Consider the following 17,299-nt stretch of genomic DNA (forward strand, 5'->3'; position numbering starts at 1 on the left):
AATATGAAAAGAAAATCAGTATTTCCTATTCTAATTTTGCTTTGGTATTTGTCGAGCAGCCATATTGGAAGTCCTGGAGTCATCTATGAAGGTCTTTTGGGACCCTACATAATCCTCGCCAATATCCAACCGGCTGAAGTTGTCCCCGGAATCGCGAGGGTGACTATCATCATTCCCGAAAATCCTGAAAATATTACCCTTGAGGTTCGGCCTGTCTATTGGTCTGCGGGTCTCAAAGGTACGCCCAAAGCCGACCCCATGACCCCTGTTGTCGGAGAACCGGGAAAATATGAAGGCGAATTGTGGTTTATGAATTCGGGTACTTCCAGCGTGCAGGTGATGTTGGAAGCCAATGGGCAAATTTTTGAAGCAATCGTTCCGGTTATGGCTTGGCCTACAGCCAAGAATTCCATGACCTCCGAATTGGGCATTCCGCTGACAATCCTGGGAATATTTTTGGTCATCCTGATGGTGACCATCATCTCTTCCGCCATGAGTGACAGCATCAATGATCCTGGTAAAGAAAGAAACCCTGCAGCTGACAAAAGAAGAAAAATTGGCATTATCATCGGATCCACAATCATGCTATTGATCCTTTGGGGCGGAAAAACCTGGTGGGACACAGAATCCGAGCAGTACAACAATTTCCTGTTTAAACCGATCGAAGCCAAATCACGCCTTGAACCTGAATCCGATGGAAATTACCTTCACCTCGAAATAGATACCAATACACTCAGCCAAGGTAAAACAACACGAAAACTCAGCTTTATCGTGCCTGACCATGGCAAGTTGATGCATTTGTTTTTGATCAGAAAGGGAGATTTGGATGTGTTTGCACACCTGCATCCGGAGCGGATTGACTCCCTAAACTTCAAGGTAAAATTGCCTTCCATCCCTGCTGGGGATTACCATGTGTATGCAGACATCACACGCTACACAGGTTTTTCAGAGACGATCATCTCAGATTTTACCATTCCTGAAAATTCAAATTTCCAGCTCATATCCAATACAGATGTCGCATTGGGACGGGACGATACCTATACCTTTTCCAATCCTATTTCGGGCAAAAAGACCTCCTTGGATGGAGATATCATGATCTGTGGCAAGCCGGGAATCAAAACCGATTTGCCTGAAGGATACTCGGCAGTTTGGGAAACTGATGGAGAAAATTTTGAAACCGGCACCCTCTACAACCTTGATTTTGCACTTTTTGATGACGAAGGAAATCCGGCCTTACTTGAGCCTTACCTTGGGATGATGGGTCATGCTGTGGTTTTGAAACACGACGGATCTGTTTATATCCATCTCCATCCCACCGGTAATTATTCCATGGGTTCGCAGCAGATGTTGCTCGATAGATTTGAATCAGGCAAAATAGGCTTCCAAAACTTGCCGACAGGGCTAAGCTTTAAGGACAGCATTGACGGCGTAATCAAGGTTTTGAACCAAATGCCTGAACAGGAACGTGACAGTCTTCTGATGGGAAATATGGTCCACCTTGACCCTACCGATCCTGAACATATCGAACACAGAATGGTAAGCTTCCCCTATGCCTTTCCCCAACCCGGCAATTACAGGATCTGGGTACAGGTAAAAATCGATGGAAAAATCGTCAACGGGGCTTTTGATGTGGAAGTGGATTGAGAAATTTAAAAATCCAGCTCAACCCATCAAAACCTGTTTGTCCCAAGCAAACTTTACCAATTTACTTCCGAAGAAAATCAGGATAAATCCTACCAAGATATTTAGCCTGAACATCAGTTTTGGGGTGACAAAACCGGAAAGCTGCTTGGCGATAAAGGATTTTAGCAGGTCAATGCTGAATACCGTCAGTAAGATCCCTGCATAGTAGAACCAAATATCAATCCTCCTATACTCCTGTTTGAGGTTGACAAGACTGGCAATCGAGACCCAGAAAAGTAACACAAAAGGATTGATGCCGTTTATGCCAAAACCTTTCATAAATCCGTTTCTTTTTTTGGCTTTGGGCAATGGAATGCCTCCTGTATTGGGCCGGTTTTGGTTTTTTTTCAGGATACTGGAAATCCCAAAGCCTATCAACACCGTCCCGCCGGCATAACCGAGGATGATTTCGAAGTAAGGATATTGCGCAAAAAAAGAAACACTGAAATAGGTAATCAACACATAAATCAAATCTGAAAGCAGAATTCCCAGCGCCATGATAGCTGCATACCTAAAGCCGTTTTCAAGGCTTTTTTGGACCAAAGCAAAAAATACCGGACCTATCATTGCCGACAATACCAGCCCCATGCTGATGCCTTCCCAAAGCGCCTGACTCATTTTATGATGCCGTTTTCTTTTAAGAAACCCATCCATTGCTCCGCCTTCTCCCCTTTCAATACTCTCGGAAATTTATTCTGTCCTCCTTCTTTTCCTTTGGATTTGAGCCAATCGTAAAAAACAGAAGGAGACAGCATCGTCAGCTTCACTTCTTTCAGGGCATGCTTCCTCTCTACAACATAGTCATCATTAAGTTGCTTGAGGCTATCATCAATCTTTTGGAGAAGCAATGCCTTATCTATCAGGTCATCAGTCCCCACAAACCAATGGTGCATAAAGAGCGAACCATGTGGCAGACCGATCACGGTAAATTCTCTGATATTCAAGTTGAGTTCTTCGGAGACCAATTCTACGGCCCTGTTCATATTGTCCATCGAAAGGTGCTCCCCACAAAGGCTCAAAAAATGCTTGGTCCTACCTGTGATATAAATTTCACATTCATCTTTGGACGCGAAGCGGATGACATCACCGATCAAATAACGCCATGCACCGGCGCATGTGCTGATGAGCAAAGCATAATCGACTTCCTCTTCTACTTCATCGATTTTAAGTGTTTTGGCATTTGGAAGTATTTCTCCGTCAGCATCAAAATTATCTTCGTTGAAGGGTATAAATTCATGGAAAATCCCATTGTTCAGGACCAGCCTCATTGTTCTCCTGTCGGGTAAAGCCTGAAAAGCCAAAAAACCTTCAGAAGCCAGATAGGTCTCCATGTATATCAAAGGTTTCTCAAGAAGTCTTTCAAACCCGTGTTTGTATGGCTCAAAGGAAACCCCGCCATGAACAAAGATTTTGAGGTTTGGCCATAGGTCATGTATGGTCTTGAGCTTATACCGCTTGATGATTTTTTCCAGTAAAATCTGAAGCCAAGCTGGCACACCTACGATGATACCAATATCCCAATCAGGCGCTTTTTCTACTATTTGATCGAGCTTATCACCCCAGTTTTTATTTTTGGAAATTTTTTTTCCGGGTTTATAAAAGCGCTGAAACCATATCGGCAACCTGCCTGTCGTGATTCCGCTGAGGTCTCCCGAAAAGTAAGTGCCGTTAAACTCCAGGTCAGTACTGCCACCCAACATCAAAATCCCTTTGGTAAACAATTTGTCAGGAAGGTCATATTTAGAAAGAGACAAAATCTGCCGAACTCCGGTTTTCCTGATGGCTTTTACCATATCCTTGGTAATCGGGATATATTTGGAAGCAGCACCCGAGGTTCCCGAAGTCAACGCAAAATGACGGATTGCTCCAGGCCAGGTGACATTCTTTTCCCCTCCTTTGAGCCTGTACCACCATTCATTGTATATTGTATTGTAACTGTAAATCGGAATCTGCTTGGAAAATATGCTATAAAAATCAGTATCGCCTTTTTTAAACTCCCTCAAAATAAGGTCAAAATTATATTTTCTCCCAAATTCGGTATCCTTGGCTTTGATCAGTAATTTTTTGAGTTCCTCTTTTTGAAGGTCCAAAGGAGAACTGTATTCCTGAACCAAAGAATCCCTTAATCTGATACCTTTTTTTAGCAATGTACCCAATATCGCCATATCTTTGTTTGAGTTGAATAGGCCAAAAATACAGAATGAGTATCAAAGAAAACCTCCTATCATTAAAAAATACATTTGTAAATCCCGCATGTCTATTGGTGGCAGTCAGTAAGACCCATCCCGTAGATGCCATTAGGGAAGCCTATGAACTTGGAGTCAGGGATTTTGGCGAAAACAAAGTACAGGAATTGGAAGAAAAACAGGCTGCGCTTCCAAAGGATATCCGTTGGCATTTTATCGGACACCTGCAGAGCAACAAAGTAAAGTACATTGCCCCGTTCATTTATCTGATCCATGGCGTGGATTCCCTGAAGCTCCTTACAGAAATCAACAAACAGGCTGAAAAAGCAGACAGGGTTATCCATTGTCTTCTGCAGGTGTACATTGCAAAAGAAGAAAGCAAATTCGGTCTAGACGAAAAAGAACTGGAGGAACTGGTTCAGAGTGAAGCTGTAAAAAATATGAAAAACATCAAAGTCGTAGGTTTGATGGGAATGGCTACTTTTACTGACAATGAGGAAATTGTCCGACAGGAATTCCGGTATTTGAAATCAATATTCGACAAATTAAAAAACAAAGCCCTTCCGCCAAACTTTGACCTGAAAGAGATTTCCATGGGAATGAGCGGGGACTTCATCATAGCCCAAGAAGAAGGCAGTACCATGGTCAGGATCGGAACTGCCATTTTTGGCGAAAGAGAATACAAATAGATTATGAAGGTTAATTTTATTCAAATAGCAGCAATTGTTGGCGCGACGGCAGTGGGAGTAGGTGCTTTTGGGGCACATGGTTTGGAGCCGATTTTGGAATCCAATGGAAGGTTGGAAACTTTTGAAACGGCCGTCAAATATCATTTTTACCACGCTTTGGCCATGTTGGCAGTAGCTGTTTGGTATCATTTTCAGCCCGAAAGAAAAATATTAGTGAAAGCCATGTGGTCCTTTCTATTAGGAATCCTCATTTTTTCAGGTTCGCTGTATGTCCTTTCACTGACCGGAATCACTTGGCTTGGCGCCATTACGCCTTTGGGCGGAGTTGCGTTTATTGTGGGTTGGTTGTTTTTGTTTTGGGCTGGAAAAAAACAAGGAATCTGATTTCAATGGATATTAAAAAAACCATCCTCCCCTTATTCCTCGCATTTTTCTTCCTCTCCCCTCTTTGGGGACAGGAAGCTGATTTCAGGGCTAAATATGCAGGCTTGGATAGTCTTCTCAATGAGAAATCATTTTTTGGAAATCACCTGACAGGATTCATTCTTTTTGAACCGGACAGCCAAAGGGTCATTTTTGAAAAAAACAGCCACATGAATTTCATCCCGGCTTCCACCACAAAACTCCTGACTTTTTATGGAAGCATCATGATGCTGAACGACAGCTTACCTGCATTCCGATATGTAGAAAACGGAAAGCAAATTACAATTTGGGGAACAGGATATCCGGGATGGAAATACAGTAAACTCCCGCAACCTGATATTGATGGATTTCTTCAAAAATTTGAAACCATCCAATTCTCTGACAAAAACTGGAAAGACGAAGCTTTTGGCTACGGTTGGCAGTGGGACGATTATTATTATTACTATTCTGCCGAGAAATCCCCATTTCCCATCTATGGGAATTTTGTCACCTTCACCAACCAAAAGAGGGTTCCCAAAGCCAATATCCCATATTTCGGGAAAGTCTCCATCAACCCGGACAAAACAAACAAAGGCGTAGAAAGGCAATTGCATGAGAATGCCTTTTATTTCAATCCTGACACTTATACAGAAACCAAGTCTGAAATCCCTTTTATCACTTCGGCTGTGACATTTGCATTTTTGGCTGGGGAAGAATTGAAAAAAAACATCACTGTTGCGGATGAAAGTCTCCCAATGGATCATCAGGTTTTTTATGGAGGAGCCCTTGAACCGCTTTGGATAGAAATGCTTCAGGAAAGTGACAATTTCATTGCCGAGCAGCTGCTCTTGATGATGTCTGACAAACAGTTTTTGGAACTCAATTCGGAAAGAATCATTGAATACATTCAAAAAACTTATTTGTCGGATCTTGCTGACCGGCCAAAATGGGTAGATGGATCGGGACTTTCCCGGCATAACCTGATTACGCCGCGGTCCATGGTTTCCCTTTTGGTCAAAATAGAAAAAGAGATACCCCGGAATCAAGTAATGCAACTCCTCCCACAGGGTGGCATCAGCGGCACTTTAAAAAACAATTACAAAGCACGAACTCCTTACATCTTTGCAAAAACAGGTACCGTGGCCAACAACCATGCCCTTGTGGGCTATATCAAAGTTGACTCGGGAAAGGTGTATTCATTTGCCTTTATGAATAACAACTACCTCAACAAAGCCCCGGAAGTACGGAGAGAGATGGAAAAGGTCATGCTATATATCAAGGAGAAATTCTAATTCTAGAATACCCTGTTTTACTACTGCATTAAAGCAACATTGGAATAAAATTCGCTTTTCTTAGGTTGAAATTTGAGATTTAAAACTAGTTTAAATAGAAAAATCAAATGAACAAACGCCACTTTATAAAATCAGCCCTTCTTGGTGTCGGTACTTTACCATTTGTTTCTTTCCTTCCCAAATCTGAGGACCCGAAAAAAAGTCTTCATCCAATGCCATTTGGTAAAGGTGATTTGGTCGGTTTGATCAGTCCTTCTGCCGCTACCTCAGAGCGTATTCAGTTTGAGTTTGCAAAAGAGTCTTTAGAAGCTTTAGGCCTTCAGGTTAAACTTGGGGAAAATCTTAAAAACAGGCGTGGCCACCTTGCAGGTTCAGATCAGGAGCGCGCGGATGACCTCAACAGAATGTTTGCCGATCCGGAAGTCAAAGCGGTCATATGCATTCGGGGAGGTTCAGGCGCTGCGAGGATTCTTGATCTGATCGATTATAACTTGATCAAAAAGAACCCAAAACCGATTTTGGGTTATTCCGATATAACCGCTTTACATTGTGCCATCCATTCACAGACAGGTTTGATCACTTTCCACGGACCTAACGGTACCGGAAGCTGGAACAATTTCAATGTAAGCCAATTTCAAAAACTGTTCTTTGACAAAACATTGCCTGTTTTTCAGAATGAACAAGTCAAAGGAGATGATTTGATAGTAAAGCAAAACCGGATCCAGACATTAATAGGTGGAAAAGCTTCAGGAAAGATCCTGGGAGGAAACCTGACCGTGTTGAGTTCCTTGTCTGGGACACCTTATTATCCTGATTTCAAAGATGCAATCCTCTTTGTGGAAGATATCGGAGAAGATCCTTATAAGATTGACAGGATGTTTAGCACATTAAAACTCAACGGGACATTGGCCAAGATCAAAGGATTTATTTTTGGGCAATGTACGGATTGCAATCCCGGCGGAGGTTATGGTTCGCTGACTTTGGATGATATTTTGGATGATTACATTCTCCCGCTGAATATCCCCTCTTACCGGGGTGCGATGATCGGGCATGTTGCGAAGCAGTTTATTGTTCCCTGCGGCGCAAATGTAGAAATGGATGCTGATGCTGGGACATTTACCTTGACTGAAGGTATTTTTAAATCTAAATAATCTTTACATGAAACCATTCGCACTCATTATTTTAATGATTTCAGGCCTTTATCTAGGCTGCATAGAAAAAGAAAAAACTGACATAATGGAAGAAAAAACATACACCTATCTGGCTTTGGGAGATTCCTATACAATCGGTGAGGGGGTCGAAGAATCAGGAAGATACCCTAACCAAGCTGTAGAAATCCTGAAATCAAAAAGCATGATTTTTGAAAAACCAACCATCATAGCAAAAACCGGGTGGACGACCGACGAATTGGACCAAGGTATTGAGGCAGCAGGGATCCAAGGCAAAACCTATGATTTGGTCACGCTTTTGATCGGAGTCAACAACCAATACAGGGGGCGACCTGTCTCTGATTACGAGACTGAATTCAGGAAAATGCTGACCAAAACCATTCGATTTGCCAAAGGAAACCCAAAGCGTGTTGTGGTCATTTCCATTCCCGATTGGGGAGTTACTCCTTTTGCAACTGACAGGGGTACAGACAGGGAAAAAGTAGCCAAGGAAATTGATGCTTACAATATAGCCAAGGAACGAATTTCCAAAGAATTAGGCGTGTATTACATCGATATCACGGAAGAATACAGAAAAGTCGGTGCTTTGCCCGAAATGGTCGTCGAAGACAAGCTCCATCCAAGTGAATTGGTTTACAAATCCTGGGCGGAGAAACTGGTAAATGTGATTCTCACTGATATGACCTTCTAAGGAAAATCGCATTTAGGACTTTTTAACTTTCTGAAGGGTAAAATCTTCAATCAAAAGAGTGTTAACCTTCGTCTTGGATCAAGAACAAACCAAATAGTATAAAAATGAAACGTCTTCTGATCTTCTCTTTTGGAATATTTTTAATCATAATGTATTCCTGCAAATCAACCAAATTATCTGAAAACCAGAATATGGAAGAAAAAGTATTTTGGATAAACAGCACAAAACTTCCCTGTCAGGGAGTTGGCCCGATGACTTGCCTTCAGATCCAGGAAGGTGCAGAAATCGAGGAAGGAAAATGGTTGAATTTTTTCAGTAATATCGAAGGATTTGATTACAAACTCGGAAACATTTACCGCATCAAAGTCAATGTAGAGCAACTCCCTCCTCCCATTCCTGCTGATGCATCAAGTCTAAGATACACTTTAATAGAAGTGATTTCTGAAAAACCCGACTTGACCTTGCGGATAACGAATATTTGGAGGTTGGAAAGTATTGGTGAAATGAAAAATCCCACAGGAATGGACAAACCCTTGATTTTCGAATTCAATGCTGAAGAAGGGGGTATTTTTGGGTTTTCGGGTTGCAACACGGTAAGGGGACCCATCACAAAACTGACAGAAACAGAAATTGAATTCGGAAATCTGATGAGTACGATGATGGCCTGTCCCCAAGCTGAAATGATTTTGGAAAGGGGAGTGACGCAGGCTTTTAGTGAAATCAAAAAATACAAGATTGAAAACAACAGGCTTTATTTGTCCACAAATGACGGCACTCCTTTGATGATATTACGCAATGTGGATTAAAAAATCATAAAAAAAGCCGACAACATTTTTTGTTATCGGCTTTACATTTGATTTTTAAATCACTTAAGTTTTAGGAAGCACATTTACTTTCAAAGATACCTTTTCGATAGGTTCTGAGGCATTGGAATAGATCCTGATTATGGGATTCTGAGTTCCCATTTTGCCAGCTGAGTTGTAGACTACTTTCAATTCTCCTGTCGCTCCCGGAGCAATGGCATCTTTAGGCCAGTTTGGAGCGGTACAGCCACAAGTGACTGCCACATTTTGGATTTTGAGAGGTGAATCCCCCGTGTTCTTAAAAGTAAAGACATGCTCCACTTTGTCACCTTGGGTAATGCTGCCAAAGTCTTTTTCTTTGACTTGGAACTCGATTACGGGTCCTTTTTGATCTTGCGAGTAAACGGTGAATGTCATCAGGACAGCCACCACGAATAAAAGGGTCTTTTTCATTTTTGATTGTATTTAGGTGTTATACTTCTAAATCATTTACATTAAGGTAAAATTTCGGGTGAAAGTTCACCATAAACAGCTCTTTCTTTGCCCTGGTCATTGCTGTATAAAGCCATCGGATATAGTCTTGATTTACCATGTCTTCGGTCAGATAACCCTGATCTACAAATACGGCATCCCACTGTCCACCCTGTGCTTTATGACACGTCAATGCATACGCAAACTTGACCTGTAAGGCCGAAAGATAAGAATCTTTTTTTATCAATTCCATTCTTTCAGTCTTGTTTGCAACATCTGCATAATCTTCCGAAACCTGTCTGTACAATTCCCTGTATTGGTCCGGACTCAAAGCGGGATGTGGGCTATACAAAGTATCGAGGACTACTTTTGCTTCAAAATAAGGTTCATCGGGATAATCGATAAGCCTCAATTCCAAGGTAGCAAATCTCAGACCATACATTTCTTCAAATGACCTGATTTTGACTACCTCAGCAAAATCGCCGTTTGCAAGAAAGTTCACTTTCTCGGATTCTGCCATATACACGTAATTGTTTTTGACTATCATGAGCATGTCTCCGGCAGCTATTTCATCCTCGTAAAAGTGAATGGTCCTTCTTATATATTGATTGTATTGGACGGCTGATTTATTTGATCTGGTAATGATCGTTGTATTTTCGATCCCGTATTTTTCATAGGCATATCGAAGGCCATCTTCCAATCTTTCCCCGGTCATCCTGTAAAAATCCCTGAACCCTGAAGTCACCATTTCAACAGAAGGTGTTTCTTTGGTGAGTGTTTGTCTAAGTTGTGTGGCATTATATAAAATCCCCGAAGTCAACTGCTGCCGCATTACCTCCTTCAACTCCACTCCATTTACCTCTAGTCTGAAGTTTCTGACTAAGTAATCTTTATCCAATCCAGGACTTGATGAACTTCCCACAGGGGGCAATTGGGCAATGTCTCCAACCAATATTAAAAGATTGCTTGATTCCTGAAATATAAATTGTATCAAATCCCGCAACAAACTCCGCCCTGAGGTGGAATCATCGGAAAGCATGGAAGCCTCATCGACTATAAACAGTGTATCTTTGAAATAATTTTTCTGAAGCACAAATCCCTGTCCCAAATCACCCGCCTCCCCTTTTGGCTTATAGATGATTTTGTGGATGGTAAATGCTGCTTTATTGCTATAGTTTCCCATAACTTTGGCTGCCCTTCCTGTGGGTGCAAGCAAAAGTGATTTGAGTTTGATCCTCGGGAGGGTTTTGACCAAGGCAGAAACAAGGGATGTTTTTCCCGTACCGGCATATCCCCTTAGCAAAAAAGTCTTACTTCCGGCAGACTTCAGGGTTAAAAATCCATCCATATGCATGAAAAAATCCATTTGACCCGATGTAGGCTCAAAAGGAAAATTTCTTTTTAATAAGGCGGAAGGCTTTAAAGTGTCTTGATTATCTTTACCCATCATCAGAGACGAAGCTAAGGCTAATATGACAATTTCGGAAAAGGAACTTCATGAGAAATTTGGGGGCAGGTTGAGGACAAGAGTCAATGGGGTTTTGATACATGATGAAAAAATCCTGATGATCAAACACGACATGGGTAACGGAAAGTACTTTTGGAATGTCCCTGGAGGAGGAATGAAATATGGTAGCTCAAGCAGCGAAAACTTAAAGCGGGAATTTCTTGAAGAAACAGGTATTGAAATATCTGTTGAAAATTTTTTATGCAATTACGAATATTTAAATCCACCACTCCATGCGGTTGAACTTTATTTTGAAGTGAGGCAAACAGGAGGAAAACTGATAATTGGCAAAGATCCGGAGCTGCCAAATGACAAGCAGTTGATCACTGAAATACAGTTTCTCGACATCGATATATTGTCATCCATCAAAAATGAGGAGAAACACCGCCTTTTTTGGGGAATAAAATCCGTGAATGATGCGAGATTATGGAAAGGTTATTTTAATTTTGAAAATAATTCTATAAAATAGCATCTTGATTATACACCATCAACCTAATTAAAAGTTCTAATCAATCCAAAAAATGACACTATCCAGAATTTTATCGATTGTCTTCTTAATTTCCGCTCTTGCCCTTGGGTATTTCCTCTACAAAAGTGTGGACGATGTAATGCAGCAAGAAAAACTGATCATAGCTACCGAAGCTAGGATTATCGAAAAACTTCAGATGCTCAGAGATGCCCAAGTCGCATATTTGGCATCAAACGGCGTATATGCCGGAAACTGGAATGATTTAAAGAAATTTATCGAAGAGGGTAAAATCTGGCTTGTTCAAAGAACCGAAACAACCAAACTTCTTGAATACGGTAAAGAAGAAATTTCGGTTCAATATGACACCCTAGGATCCGTGGAAGTAATTGATTCCTTGTTCAATGAAAGGAAATATCCGAATTTCAATATTGATAACATGCATATTGTGCCGGGTTCAGGCGGAAAGCAGTTCGAGTTTTTTGCTGACAAAGTAGAAAGAACCCAAAGAGAAATCCCTGTATTCGAAATTAGGGATCCTGATCCAATCAACCCCAAAAGAAGACTGAACAACAAAGAAAAAGCACTTCGAGTTGGATCTAGAACTGATTCTTCTACTTCAGGTAACTGGGAGTAATTTTGGCCATCCAGACTGAATATAGTATCCAACAAAAAATTCAATGCGATAAATTTGATGCCCAAGCGGTGTCAAGTTTATCGCTTTTCTTATTTGATGGTTTTTATTTTTATTTTGCCAAAGACCAAAACGGGAAGATTTTAGCCATTCATAGCCAATCTTTCGAGAGTCCAAGGCTTTTGGCTTTCAAACTGAAGGACGAAAAACTACTTAAACTTGACGTTCCAATCAAAGTTTTTAATCACCTTGCCTCATTTTCTTTGGTACCTGGAGTAGTGTTTGAAAGTTCTTTGTCTTCGATTTTTCTTTTTTTTGCCGAAAAACCAAAGGAAAACACCCATGTATTCGAAACCACACTTTCGAGCAATAACCTCCATTTAGTAGGTAGCATTCATAAAGACTTGGCTGATATATTGTCTCAAGACAAATCAGATATCACTTTCCACCACGGTGCTTCCTCCTTCCTTTCCTTTGCAGTAAAAGAAAAATTCAACTTACTTAACCAAGAAATCATGGTTTTGGTACAAAAAGGATTTTTCTACCTGATAGCTTTCACCAATCAAGAACTATCGTTATTCAATAAATTTGAAATTCAAAACAAAGAAGATTTTTTAAAATACTTATTTGGAGTGGTACATCAACTCAATTTCAATAGGGCTTTTTGTCGGATTTCAGTGTTTGGTGATTCTATGCGTTATGGCATTGATGAACTTTGGGGGAATTTATATTTCAAAAATTTTAAAATCTCTACCCCATTTTCAAATATCCAGTACCATGAAGGTGCCGAGATTTTTCAAAAACCTGAGATATTTGAATCCTATTGGGAATTACCCTAAACTAACAACAGATGAAAAAAATTGCCCTGTTTCCAGGTTCATTTGATCCTTTTACCAAAGGCCACCATGATATTGTTTTAAGGAGTCTGAAGCTTTTTGATGAGGTAATCGTTGCTATCGGTTACAATTCTGCCAAAAAAAACAGGTATTTCGAAATTGACATAATGGTGGAAAAAATCAGCAGTCTTTATGTTGGAAATGATAGGGTAAAAGTTTTGGTATATAATGAACTCACCTCATCACTTGCAAAAACCCAAGGAGCAAATTTTTTGGTCAGAGGATTAAGAAATATAATTGATTTTGAATATGAAAATACTATCAGCCAGATGAACCGCAACCTCAATCCTGATTTGGAGACTGTTTTTCTGATCACTTCATCCAAGTATGCTGCTGTGAGTTCTACCATCATCCGTGAAGTCCACCGATACAATGGGGATGTATCAGAATATCTTCCCTATCAATTGTGAATTTTAGGGATAATTTTCAAAAATTGCTTATATAAATACCGCATAGAAGGATAGGAATTGACTAAGGCTGTTTTTGCTTCCTGATGTCCCATCCATCTTATGTCAACGATTCCCTCTTCTTTCTGAGGTTTCATGCCTGAATCATTGGTACTTTCCATAACATACCAATATGTCTTTTTCAAGATACTTTTCCTGTCTTGGGTATAGGTATGCCAAGTATTGATGATTTTGGGTCCAAGTTTGACTTTGATACCACACTCCTCTTCTACTTCTCTGAGAGCGCATTGAGCGGGAGTTTCTCCTTTGTCAAATTTTCCTTTTGGCAAATCCCATTTGCCCAACCTGAAAATGAAAAGTGCCTTGTCATCTTTGACCACGATACCTCCTGCAGCCTTAATGACAGTAAACCTGCTTTTGATAAATGATTTCATTCCGGGTTTATCTTTACAGACAAGGCTGACAGAATCCAGGTTTTTGAGTTTTCGTGTTCTGAGCAGATAAAGTAATTTGATGATCACATCTTTGGATGGCTCAACAATCAATACATCATCGTGAAATTCTCCTGTACCGGGAATATCAGCGGGGTGGTCATATACTACTTCAAAAGTTCTGTCTTTTGGCAGTTCCTCAGGAGTAAAAAGCTCAAGTGGTTTGTCGTTGATGAAAATTCTCATTTGATGAAAATCCTGTTCCTCGGTTTTGAATGTAAGTTGGCCAAAAATGCATAAAATTTTTAAGCCTGCACAATCCCCACTTAGAATTTATACCTTAATTTTAGACCATGGAAATATTTGACAAAAAAACAGCCTCAGAAGTGGCTGCAAAGCTTTTGGAAATTGAGGCAATCAGACTTCAGCCAAACAATCCCTTTACATGGGCTTCGGGATGGAAATCTCCCATCTATTGTGACAACCGGCTAGCCTTGTCCTATCCGAAGGTCAGGAAATTCATCAAAAACAAGCTCATTGAAGCGGTACAGGAATATTTCCCCAACGTGGAAGCCATTGCAGGAGTGGCCACAGCAGGCATACCACAGGGTGCCCTTCTTGCCGACAAAATGGATCTTCCCTTTTTGTATGTGAGATCCAAGGCCAAAGGACACGGAATGGAAAATATGATTGAGGGTAAAGTCACTCCTGGTCAAAAAGTAGTAGTCATCGAAGACCTGGTATCCACCGGCGGAAGCTCTTTGAAGGCTGTGGCAGACTTGAAAGCTGCCGGTTTTGAGGTTTTGGGAATGATGGCGATTTTCACATATGGATTTGATGTAGCCAAGCAAAACTTTGAGGAGGCAGGAGTGAAATTGGTTTGTCTTAGTGATTATTCTTCAATGCTTCCCCAGGCCCTTGCAGATGATTTTATTGATGACTATACATTAGCATCTCTGGTAGAATGGAGAAAAAATCCATCAGAATGGCCTAAATAAAAATAGATTAGAGGGGAAGATACCTAAAACTTCTCCTCTACTCCCAATCCAAACAAAGCAAAGTCATATTTTACAGGATCCACGGGATCAAATTCTCTGAGCTTTTTGGTAAGTTCCAAGGCAGTACCCCAATCCGTCTGCTTTCTGGTAATCAATCCCAATTTTCTTGCTACCCTATCTACATGTAGATCGCAAGGGCAAATCAGCTGATAGGGTTGGATGGTATTCCAAAGTCCAAAATCCACCCCTTTCTCATCTTTTCTCACCATCCATCTTAAAAACATATTCAACCGCTTACAAGCAGAATTTCGATCAGGAGTGGCGACATGCTTTTTTGTTCTGTTAGGAGCAAATGGATGCCGGAAGAAATACTGATGAAAATTCTTCAAAAGAATTGACATGATTTCTACATCTTCATTCCATCCAATGACAAAAGCACTTTCTAATGATTGATGTTCTTTGTAAAACGAAGAGAAAAACTGAATAAAATACAGCGTATCCAGATCATTGAAAGTTCGGTGCTTGAAATTCAAAAAAGGCTTCAGGTCTGATTCAGTATGATGAATCATGAATTGATATGGCGAATGATCCATCATTTCCAATAACTGAAGGCATTTGCTGATGATGGTTTTTCGCTGGCCCCAAGCCAAGGTGGCTGCAAAAAATCCCGCTATTTCAATGTCCTGTTTGCCAGTATATCGGTGTGGGATAGAAATAGGGTCGAGCTCAATAAATCCCAACCTATTGTATTGATCTGTTTTTTGATCCAAAAAAGATTTTAGATCCATCTTAGAGTGCCACTTTGACCTCTCCGCCCTGAATACCATCAAACCATTTAAAAGAAAGATTATTGTTTTCTTTTTCGGATAGATGCCAATCAAAACATTTAATGTTGGTCAGGGAAGTAAGGCTGTCTTCATCAGGATTATAAAGGCAGATATCAAAATCAGGCAATTCCTTGGAATCAGTGCTGTTCCATTTCTCAAGTAAAATTCCCTCTTCAATAAACCTGACCTTGTTTCCAAAATAATGGTCCTGAAGGACTGAGGGTACTCCATCTATCCTTCTCAACTGAAAGCAAGATGGTCCAAACATGATTTGTTTATACATTTTAGCCTCCAACAAACCATCTGTCTGAGGCAAAACAAGCCAATCTGAATTCATTAGAATTTCTGTTTTTTTGCCCTTTCTAATGCCGGCAAGAATACGCGACAATAAGGAAAAAATGTATGTTATCCCGATAAAGACCAATCCAAATGAAGCCAAAATGGGGTATGTCAACACAAATATTGTGTTCCATATAAACCTGAAAAAGTGATGGAATATCAGTTGGAATTTGTTCATGCAATATCAATAAGAAACCTCAACGGGAAATCTTGGATTAACCGCTCTAAGTTGGTCATATGCTGCTTTTGACAACTTCACCACTAGCTTGCTGTTGTCGCCTGTATCCGGAAGTTTTCCCACCACCCTTGCAAAAATAGTGATGTCATTTTCCTCGTTCCTTACTCTCATGATGGTACCTACGGGAGCTTCTTTGTGTAAGACAAGGTATTTTTTATGGTTGGCCGTTCCCTCTATAACTTCAGCTAATCCTGTTTCTTTGATGTTTTTATAAGCAGTACTTGCCTCTGAGTTACTTTCCGAAGATTTTGTAGTATTCAATGTGGCATTGGTTTTCTCATTGTTGATGATAACAGGAACGGAGGAAGTGACCACAGGAACGTTTGAATTTGCTTCTCTACCCACTTTGAGTTTTTGCCCTATCGAAATACTGTTTGAGCCCAAACCATTCCAAGATTGGATGTCCTTTACGTTGGCATTATATTTTTGAGAAATGGAAAAAAGTGTTTCGCCCTGAACCACTGTATGGGTTATCCAATCTCCCGGCAAATTTGTATTAACATTCGTCTTTACAGGAGCCGTCGAGTTTGTCGTAGCAGTTGTTGGTTCTTTTTTTACTTCAGGTTTTGCTTCTGCTATTGTTTTTGCCGGAGCAGGAGTCGTGGTAACAGCAGGAGTTGTTTTTTGCTCCTTGGGTAGTGCGGCAGGTAAAGTTTCCGCTTGTATAGGCGCAGGTTTTTGCTCTACACCTTTGATTACGAGAGATTGTCCCACACTCAGGTCAGCTCCTTGGAGGCTGTTCCAGCTCAAAATATCATTTACAGATACGCCGTATTTTTTTGAAATAGAAAACATTGTTTCTCCGGGAATTACTTTATGAAGTGTTGAACCTGAAGGAATTGCTGATTTTGTGATAAAAGGAATTCTGATCCGTTGACCTATTTTTATTCCTTCAGAAAGAAGCGGGTTGCTTTCGATAACATCGTTGACTGCTACCTGATACCTTCTTGATATCCCAAAAAGTGTTTCTTTCTCTTCAACTTGGTGGATGATAAAAGTCTTATTTCCCACCTTTTCAATCCCTACGGAATCTCTTGATACTAATTCTTTTGCATTGACCTGAAACCCAAAAGCCAGACAAAATCCTAAAATTGCAATCTTCTTCATGTATGTGTAACCTACTTATTTGCGTACAAAGTTCAGATTTATTTTTTCATTTGCAAGGAAACT

The 17,299-nt window shown here is 40.5% G+C and carries 20 protein-coding genes; 12 read left to right on the plus strand and 8 right to left on the minus strand.

Going from position 1 to position 17,299, the window contains the following annotated elements:
* Positions 1–3 precede the first annotated feature (3 nt).
* Positions 4–1,644 (plus strand): hypothetical protein, encoded by a 1,641-nt coding sequence (locus NK987_RS02495; protein ID WP_259262577.1) that lies wholly within the window; start codon positions 4–6, stop codon positions 1,642–1,644.
* Positions 1,645–1,662: 18 nt separating this feature from the next.
* On the opposite strand, the gene NK987_RS02500 is transcribed toward NK987_RS02495, so the two are convergent.
* Together NK987_RS02500 and NK987_RS02505 are read right to left on the minus strand one after the other, a co-directional pair.
* On the minus strand, positions 1,663–2,301 hold the full coding sequence (locus tag NK987_RS02500) for a LysE family translocator (RefSeq protein WP_258421950.1): 639 nt from the start codon (positions 2,299–2,301) through the stop codon (positions 1,663–1,665).
* Entirely contained in the window at positions 2,298–3,848 is a 1,551-nt protein-coding gene (locus NK987_RS02505; protein ID WP_259262578.1) for a GH3 auxin-responsive promoter family protein, read from the minus strand. Before NK987_RS02505 ends, NK987_RS02500 begins: the two co-directional genes overlap by 4 nt.
* 35 nt (positions 3,849–3,883) lie before the next feature.
* On the opposite strand from NK987_RS02505, the gene NK987_RS02510 reads away from it, so the two are divergent.
* From NK987_RS02510 to NK987_RS02535, 6 genes are all read left to right on the plus strand, one after another.
* Positions 3,884–4,558, plus strand: a complete 675-nt coding sequence (locus tag NK987_RS02510; RefSeq protein ID WP_259262579.1) for a YggS family pyridoxal phosphate-dependent enzyme — start codon at positions 3,884–3,886, stop codon at positions 4,556–4,558.
* A gap of 3 nt (positions 4,559–4,561) precedes the next feature.
* Complete coding sequence (locus NK987_RS02515) at positions 4,562–4,942, plus strand: DUF423 domain-containing protein (protein ID WP_259262580.1); 381 nt, start codon at positions 4,562–4,564, stop codon at positions 4,940–4,942.
* Positions 4,943–4,947: 5 nt separating this feature from the next.
* On the plus strand, positions 4,948–6,252 hold the full coding sequence (locus NK987_RS02520; RefSeq protein ID WP_259262581.1) for a D-alanyl-D-alanine carboxypeptidase: 1,305 nt from the start codon (positions 4,948–4,950) through the stop codon (positions 6,250–6,252).
* 107 nt (positions 6,253–6,359) lie between these two features.
* Positions 6,360–7,403 carry a S66 peptidase family protein gene (locus tag NK987_RS02525; protein ID WP_259262582.1) on the plus strand — a complete coding sequence of 348 codons (1,044 nt, stop codon included), beginning with the start codon at positions 6,360–6,362 and terminating at the stop codon, positions 7,401–7,403.
* 7 nt (positions 7,404–7,410) lie between these two features.
* Positions 7,411–8,112 carry an SGNH/GDSL hydrolase family protein gene (locus tag NK987_RS02530; RefSeq protein ID WP_259262583.1) on the plus strand — a complete coding sequence of 234 codons (702 nt, stop codon included), beginning with the start codon at positions 7,411–7,413 and terminating at the stop codon, positions 8,110–8,112.
* Positions 8,113–8,303: 191 nt separating this feature from the next.
* Positions 8,304–8,918: a DUF4377 domain-containing protein gene (locus tag NK987_RS02535; RefSeq protein ID WP_259262584.1), complete on the plus strand. Its 615-nt coding sequence runs from the start codon at positions 8,304–8,306 to the stop codon at positions 8,916–8,918.
* A 63-nt stretch (positions 8,919–8,981) separates the two neighbouring features.
* Here the strand turns inward: NK987_RS02535 and NK987_RS02540 are convergent, their stop codons facing one another.
* Together NK987_RS02540 and NK987_RS02545 are read right to left on the minus strand one after the other, a co-directional pair.
* Complete coding sequence (locus tag NK987_RS02540; protein WP_258421942.1) at positions 8,982–9,368, minus strand: DUF1573 domain-containing protein; 387 nt, start codon at positions 9,366–9,368, stop codon at positions 8,982–8,984.
* Between the two features lie 19 nt (positions 9,369–9,387).
* Positions 9,388–10,833, minus strand: a complete 1,446-nt coding sequence (locus NK987_RS02545) for an ATP-dependent DNA helicase (RefSeq protein ID WP_420841159.1) — start codon at positions 10,831–10,833, stop codon at positions 9,388–9,390.
* Between the two features lie 25 nt (positions 10,834–10,858).
* Here NK987_RS02545 and NK987_RS02550 point away from each other — a divergent pair, with 25 nt between their 5' ends.
* The 4 genes from NK987_RS02550 to coaD are packed head-to-tail and all read left to right on the plus strand — an operon-like array spanning position 10,859 to position 13,299.
* The gene (locus tag NK987_RS02550) at positions 10,859–11,362 is read left to right on the plus strand and encodes an NUDIX domain-containing protein (RefSeq protein ID WP_259262586.1); all 504 of its coding nucleotides are present in this window, start codon (positions 10,859–10,861) and stop codon (positions 11,360–11,362) included.
* Between the two features lie 52 nt (positions 11,363–11,414).
* A complete protein-coding gene (locus tag NK987_RS02555; RefSeq protein ID WP_258421939.1) occupies positions 11,415–11,996 on the plus strand; it encodes a hypothetical protein in 582 nt (193 codons plus the stop codon).
* 2 nt (positions 11,997–11,998) lie between these two features.
* Positions 11,999–12,832, plus strand: coding sequence for a DUF3822 family protein (locus tag NK987_RS02560; RefSeq protein ID WP_258421938.1), 834 nt, complete (start codon positions 11,999–12,001; stop codon positions 12,830–12,832).
* A gap of 11 nt (positions 12,833–12,843) precedes the next feature.
* The gene (gene coaD, locus NK987_RS02565) at positions 12,844–13,299 is read left to right on the plus strand and encodes a pantetheine-phosphate adenylyltransferase (RefSeq protein ID WP_258421937.1); all 456 of its coding nucleotides are present in this window, start codon (positions 12,844–12,846) and stop codon (positions 13,297–13,299) included.
* Here the strand turns inward: coaD and NK987_RS02570 are convergent.
* Entirely contained in the window at positions 13,290–13,973 is a 684-nt protein-coding gene (locus tag NK987_RS02570; RefSeq protein WP_259262587.1) for an NUDIX hydrolase, read from the minus strand. The two genes, coaD and NK987_RS02570, sit on opposite strands and share 10 nt — an antisense overlap.
* A 107-nt stretch (positions 13,974–14,080) precedes the next feature.
* Between NK987_RS02570 and pyrE the strand changes: the two genes are divergently transcribed.
* A complete protein-coding gene (gene pyrE / locus NK987_RS02575; protein WP_259262588.1) occupies positions 14,081–14,725 on the plus strand; it encodes an orotate phosphoribosyltransferase in 645 nt (214 codons plus the stop codon).
* A 23-nt stretch (positions 14,726–14,748) separates the two neighbouring features.
* Here pyrE and NK987_RS02580 read toward each other — a convergent pair whose 3' ends face one another.
* The 3 genes from NK987_RS02580 to NK987_RS02590 all read right to left on the minus strand — a co-directional run bounded on the left by NK987_RS02580 (position 14,749) and on the right by NK987_RS02590 (position 17,236).
* Positions 14,749–15,513 carry a TIGR02757 family protein gene (locus tag NK987_RS02580; RefSeq protein ID WP_259262589.1) on the minus strand — a complete coding sequence of 255 codons (765 nt, stop codon included), beginning with the start codon at positions 15,511–15,513 and terminating at the stop codon, positions 14,749–14,751.
* Position 15,514: 1 nt separating this feature from the next.
* Entirely contained in the window at positions 15,515–15,889 is a 375-nt protein-coding gene (locus NK987_RS02585; protein WP_338021185.1) for a hypothetical protein, read from the minus strand.
* Between the two features lie 186 nt (positions 15,890–16,075).
* Positions 16,076–17,236, minus strand: a complete 1,161-nt coding sequence (locus NK987_RS02590) for a LysM peptidoglycan-binding domain-containing protein (protein WP_259262591.1) — start codon at positions 17,234–17,236, stop codon at positions 16,076–16,078.
* Positions 17,237–17,299: the final 63 nt, after the last annotated feature.

Source organism: Aquiflexum gelatinilyticum (assembly GCF_024813435.1).
In the GTDB taxonomy this organism is placed as follows: domain Bacteria; phylum Bacteroidota; class Bacteroidia; order Cytophagales; family Cyclobacteriaceae; genus Cognataquiflexum; species Cognataquiflexum gelatinilyticum.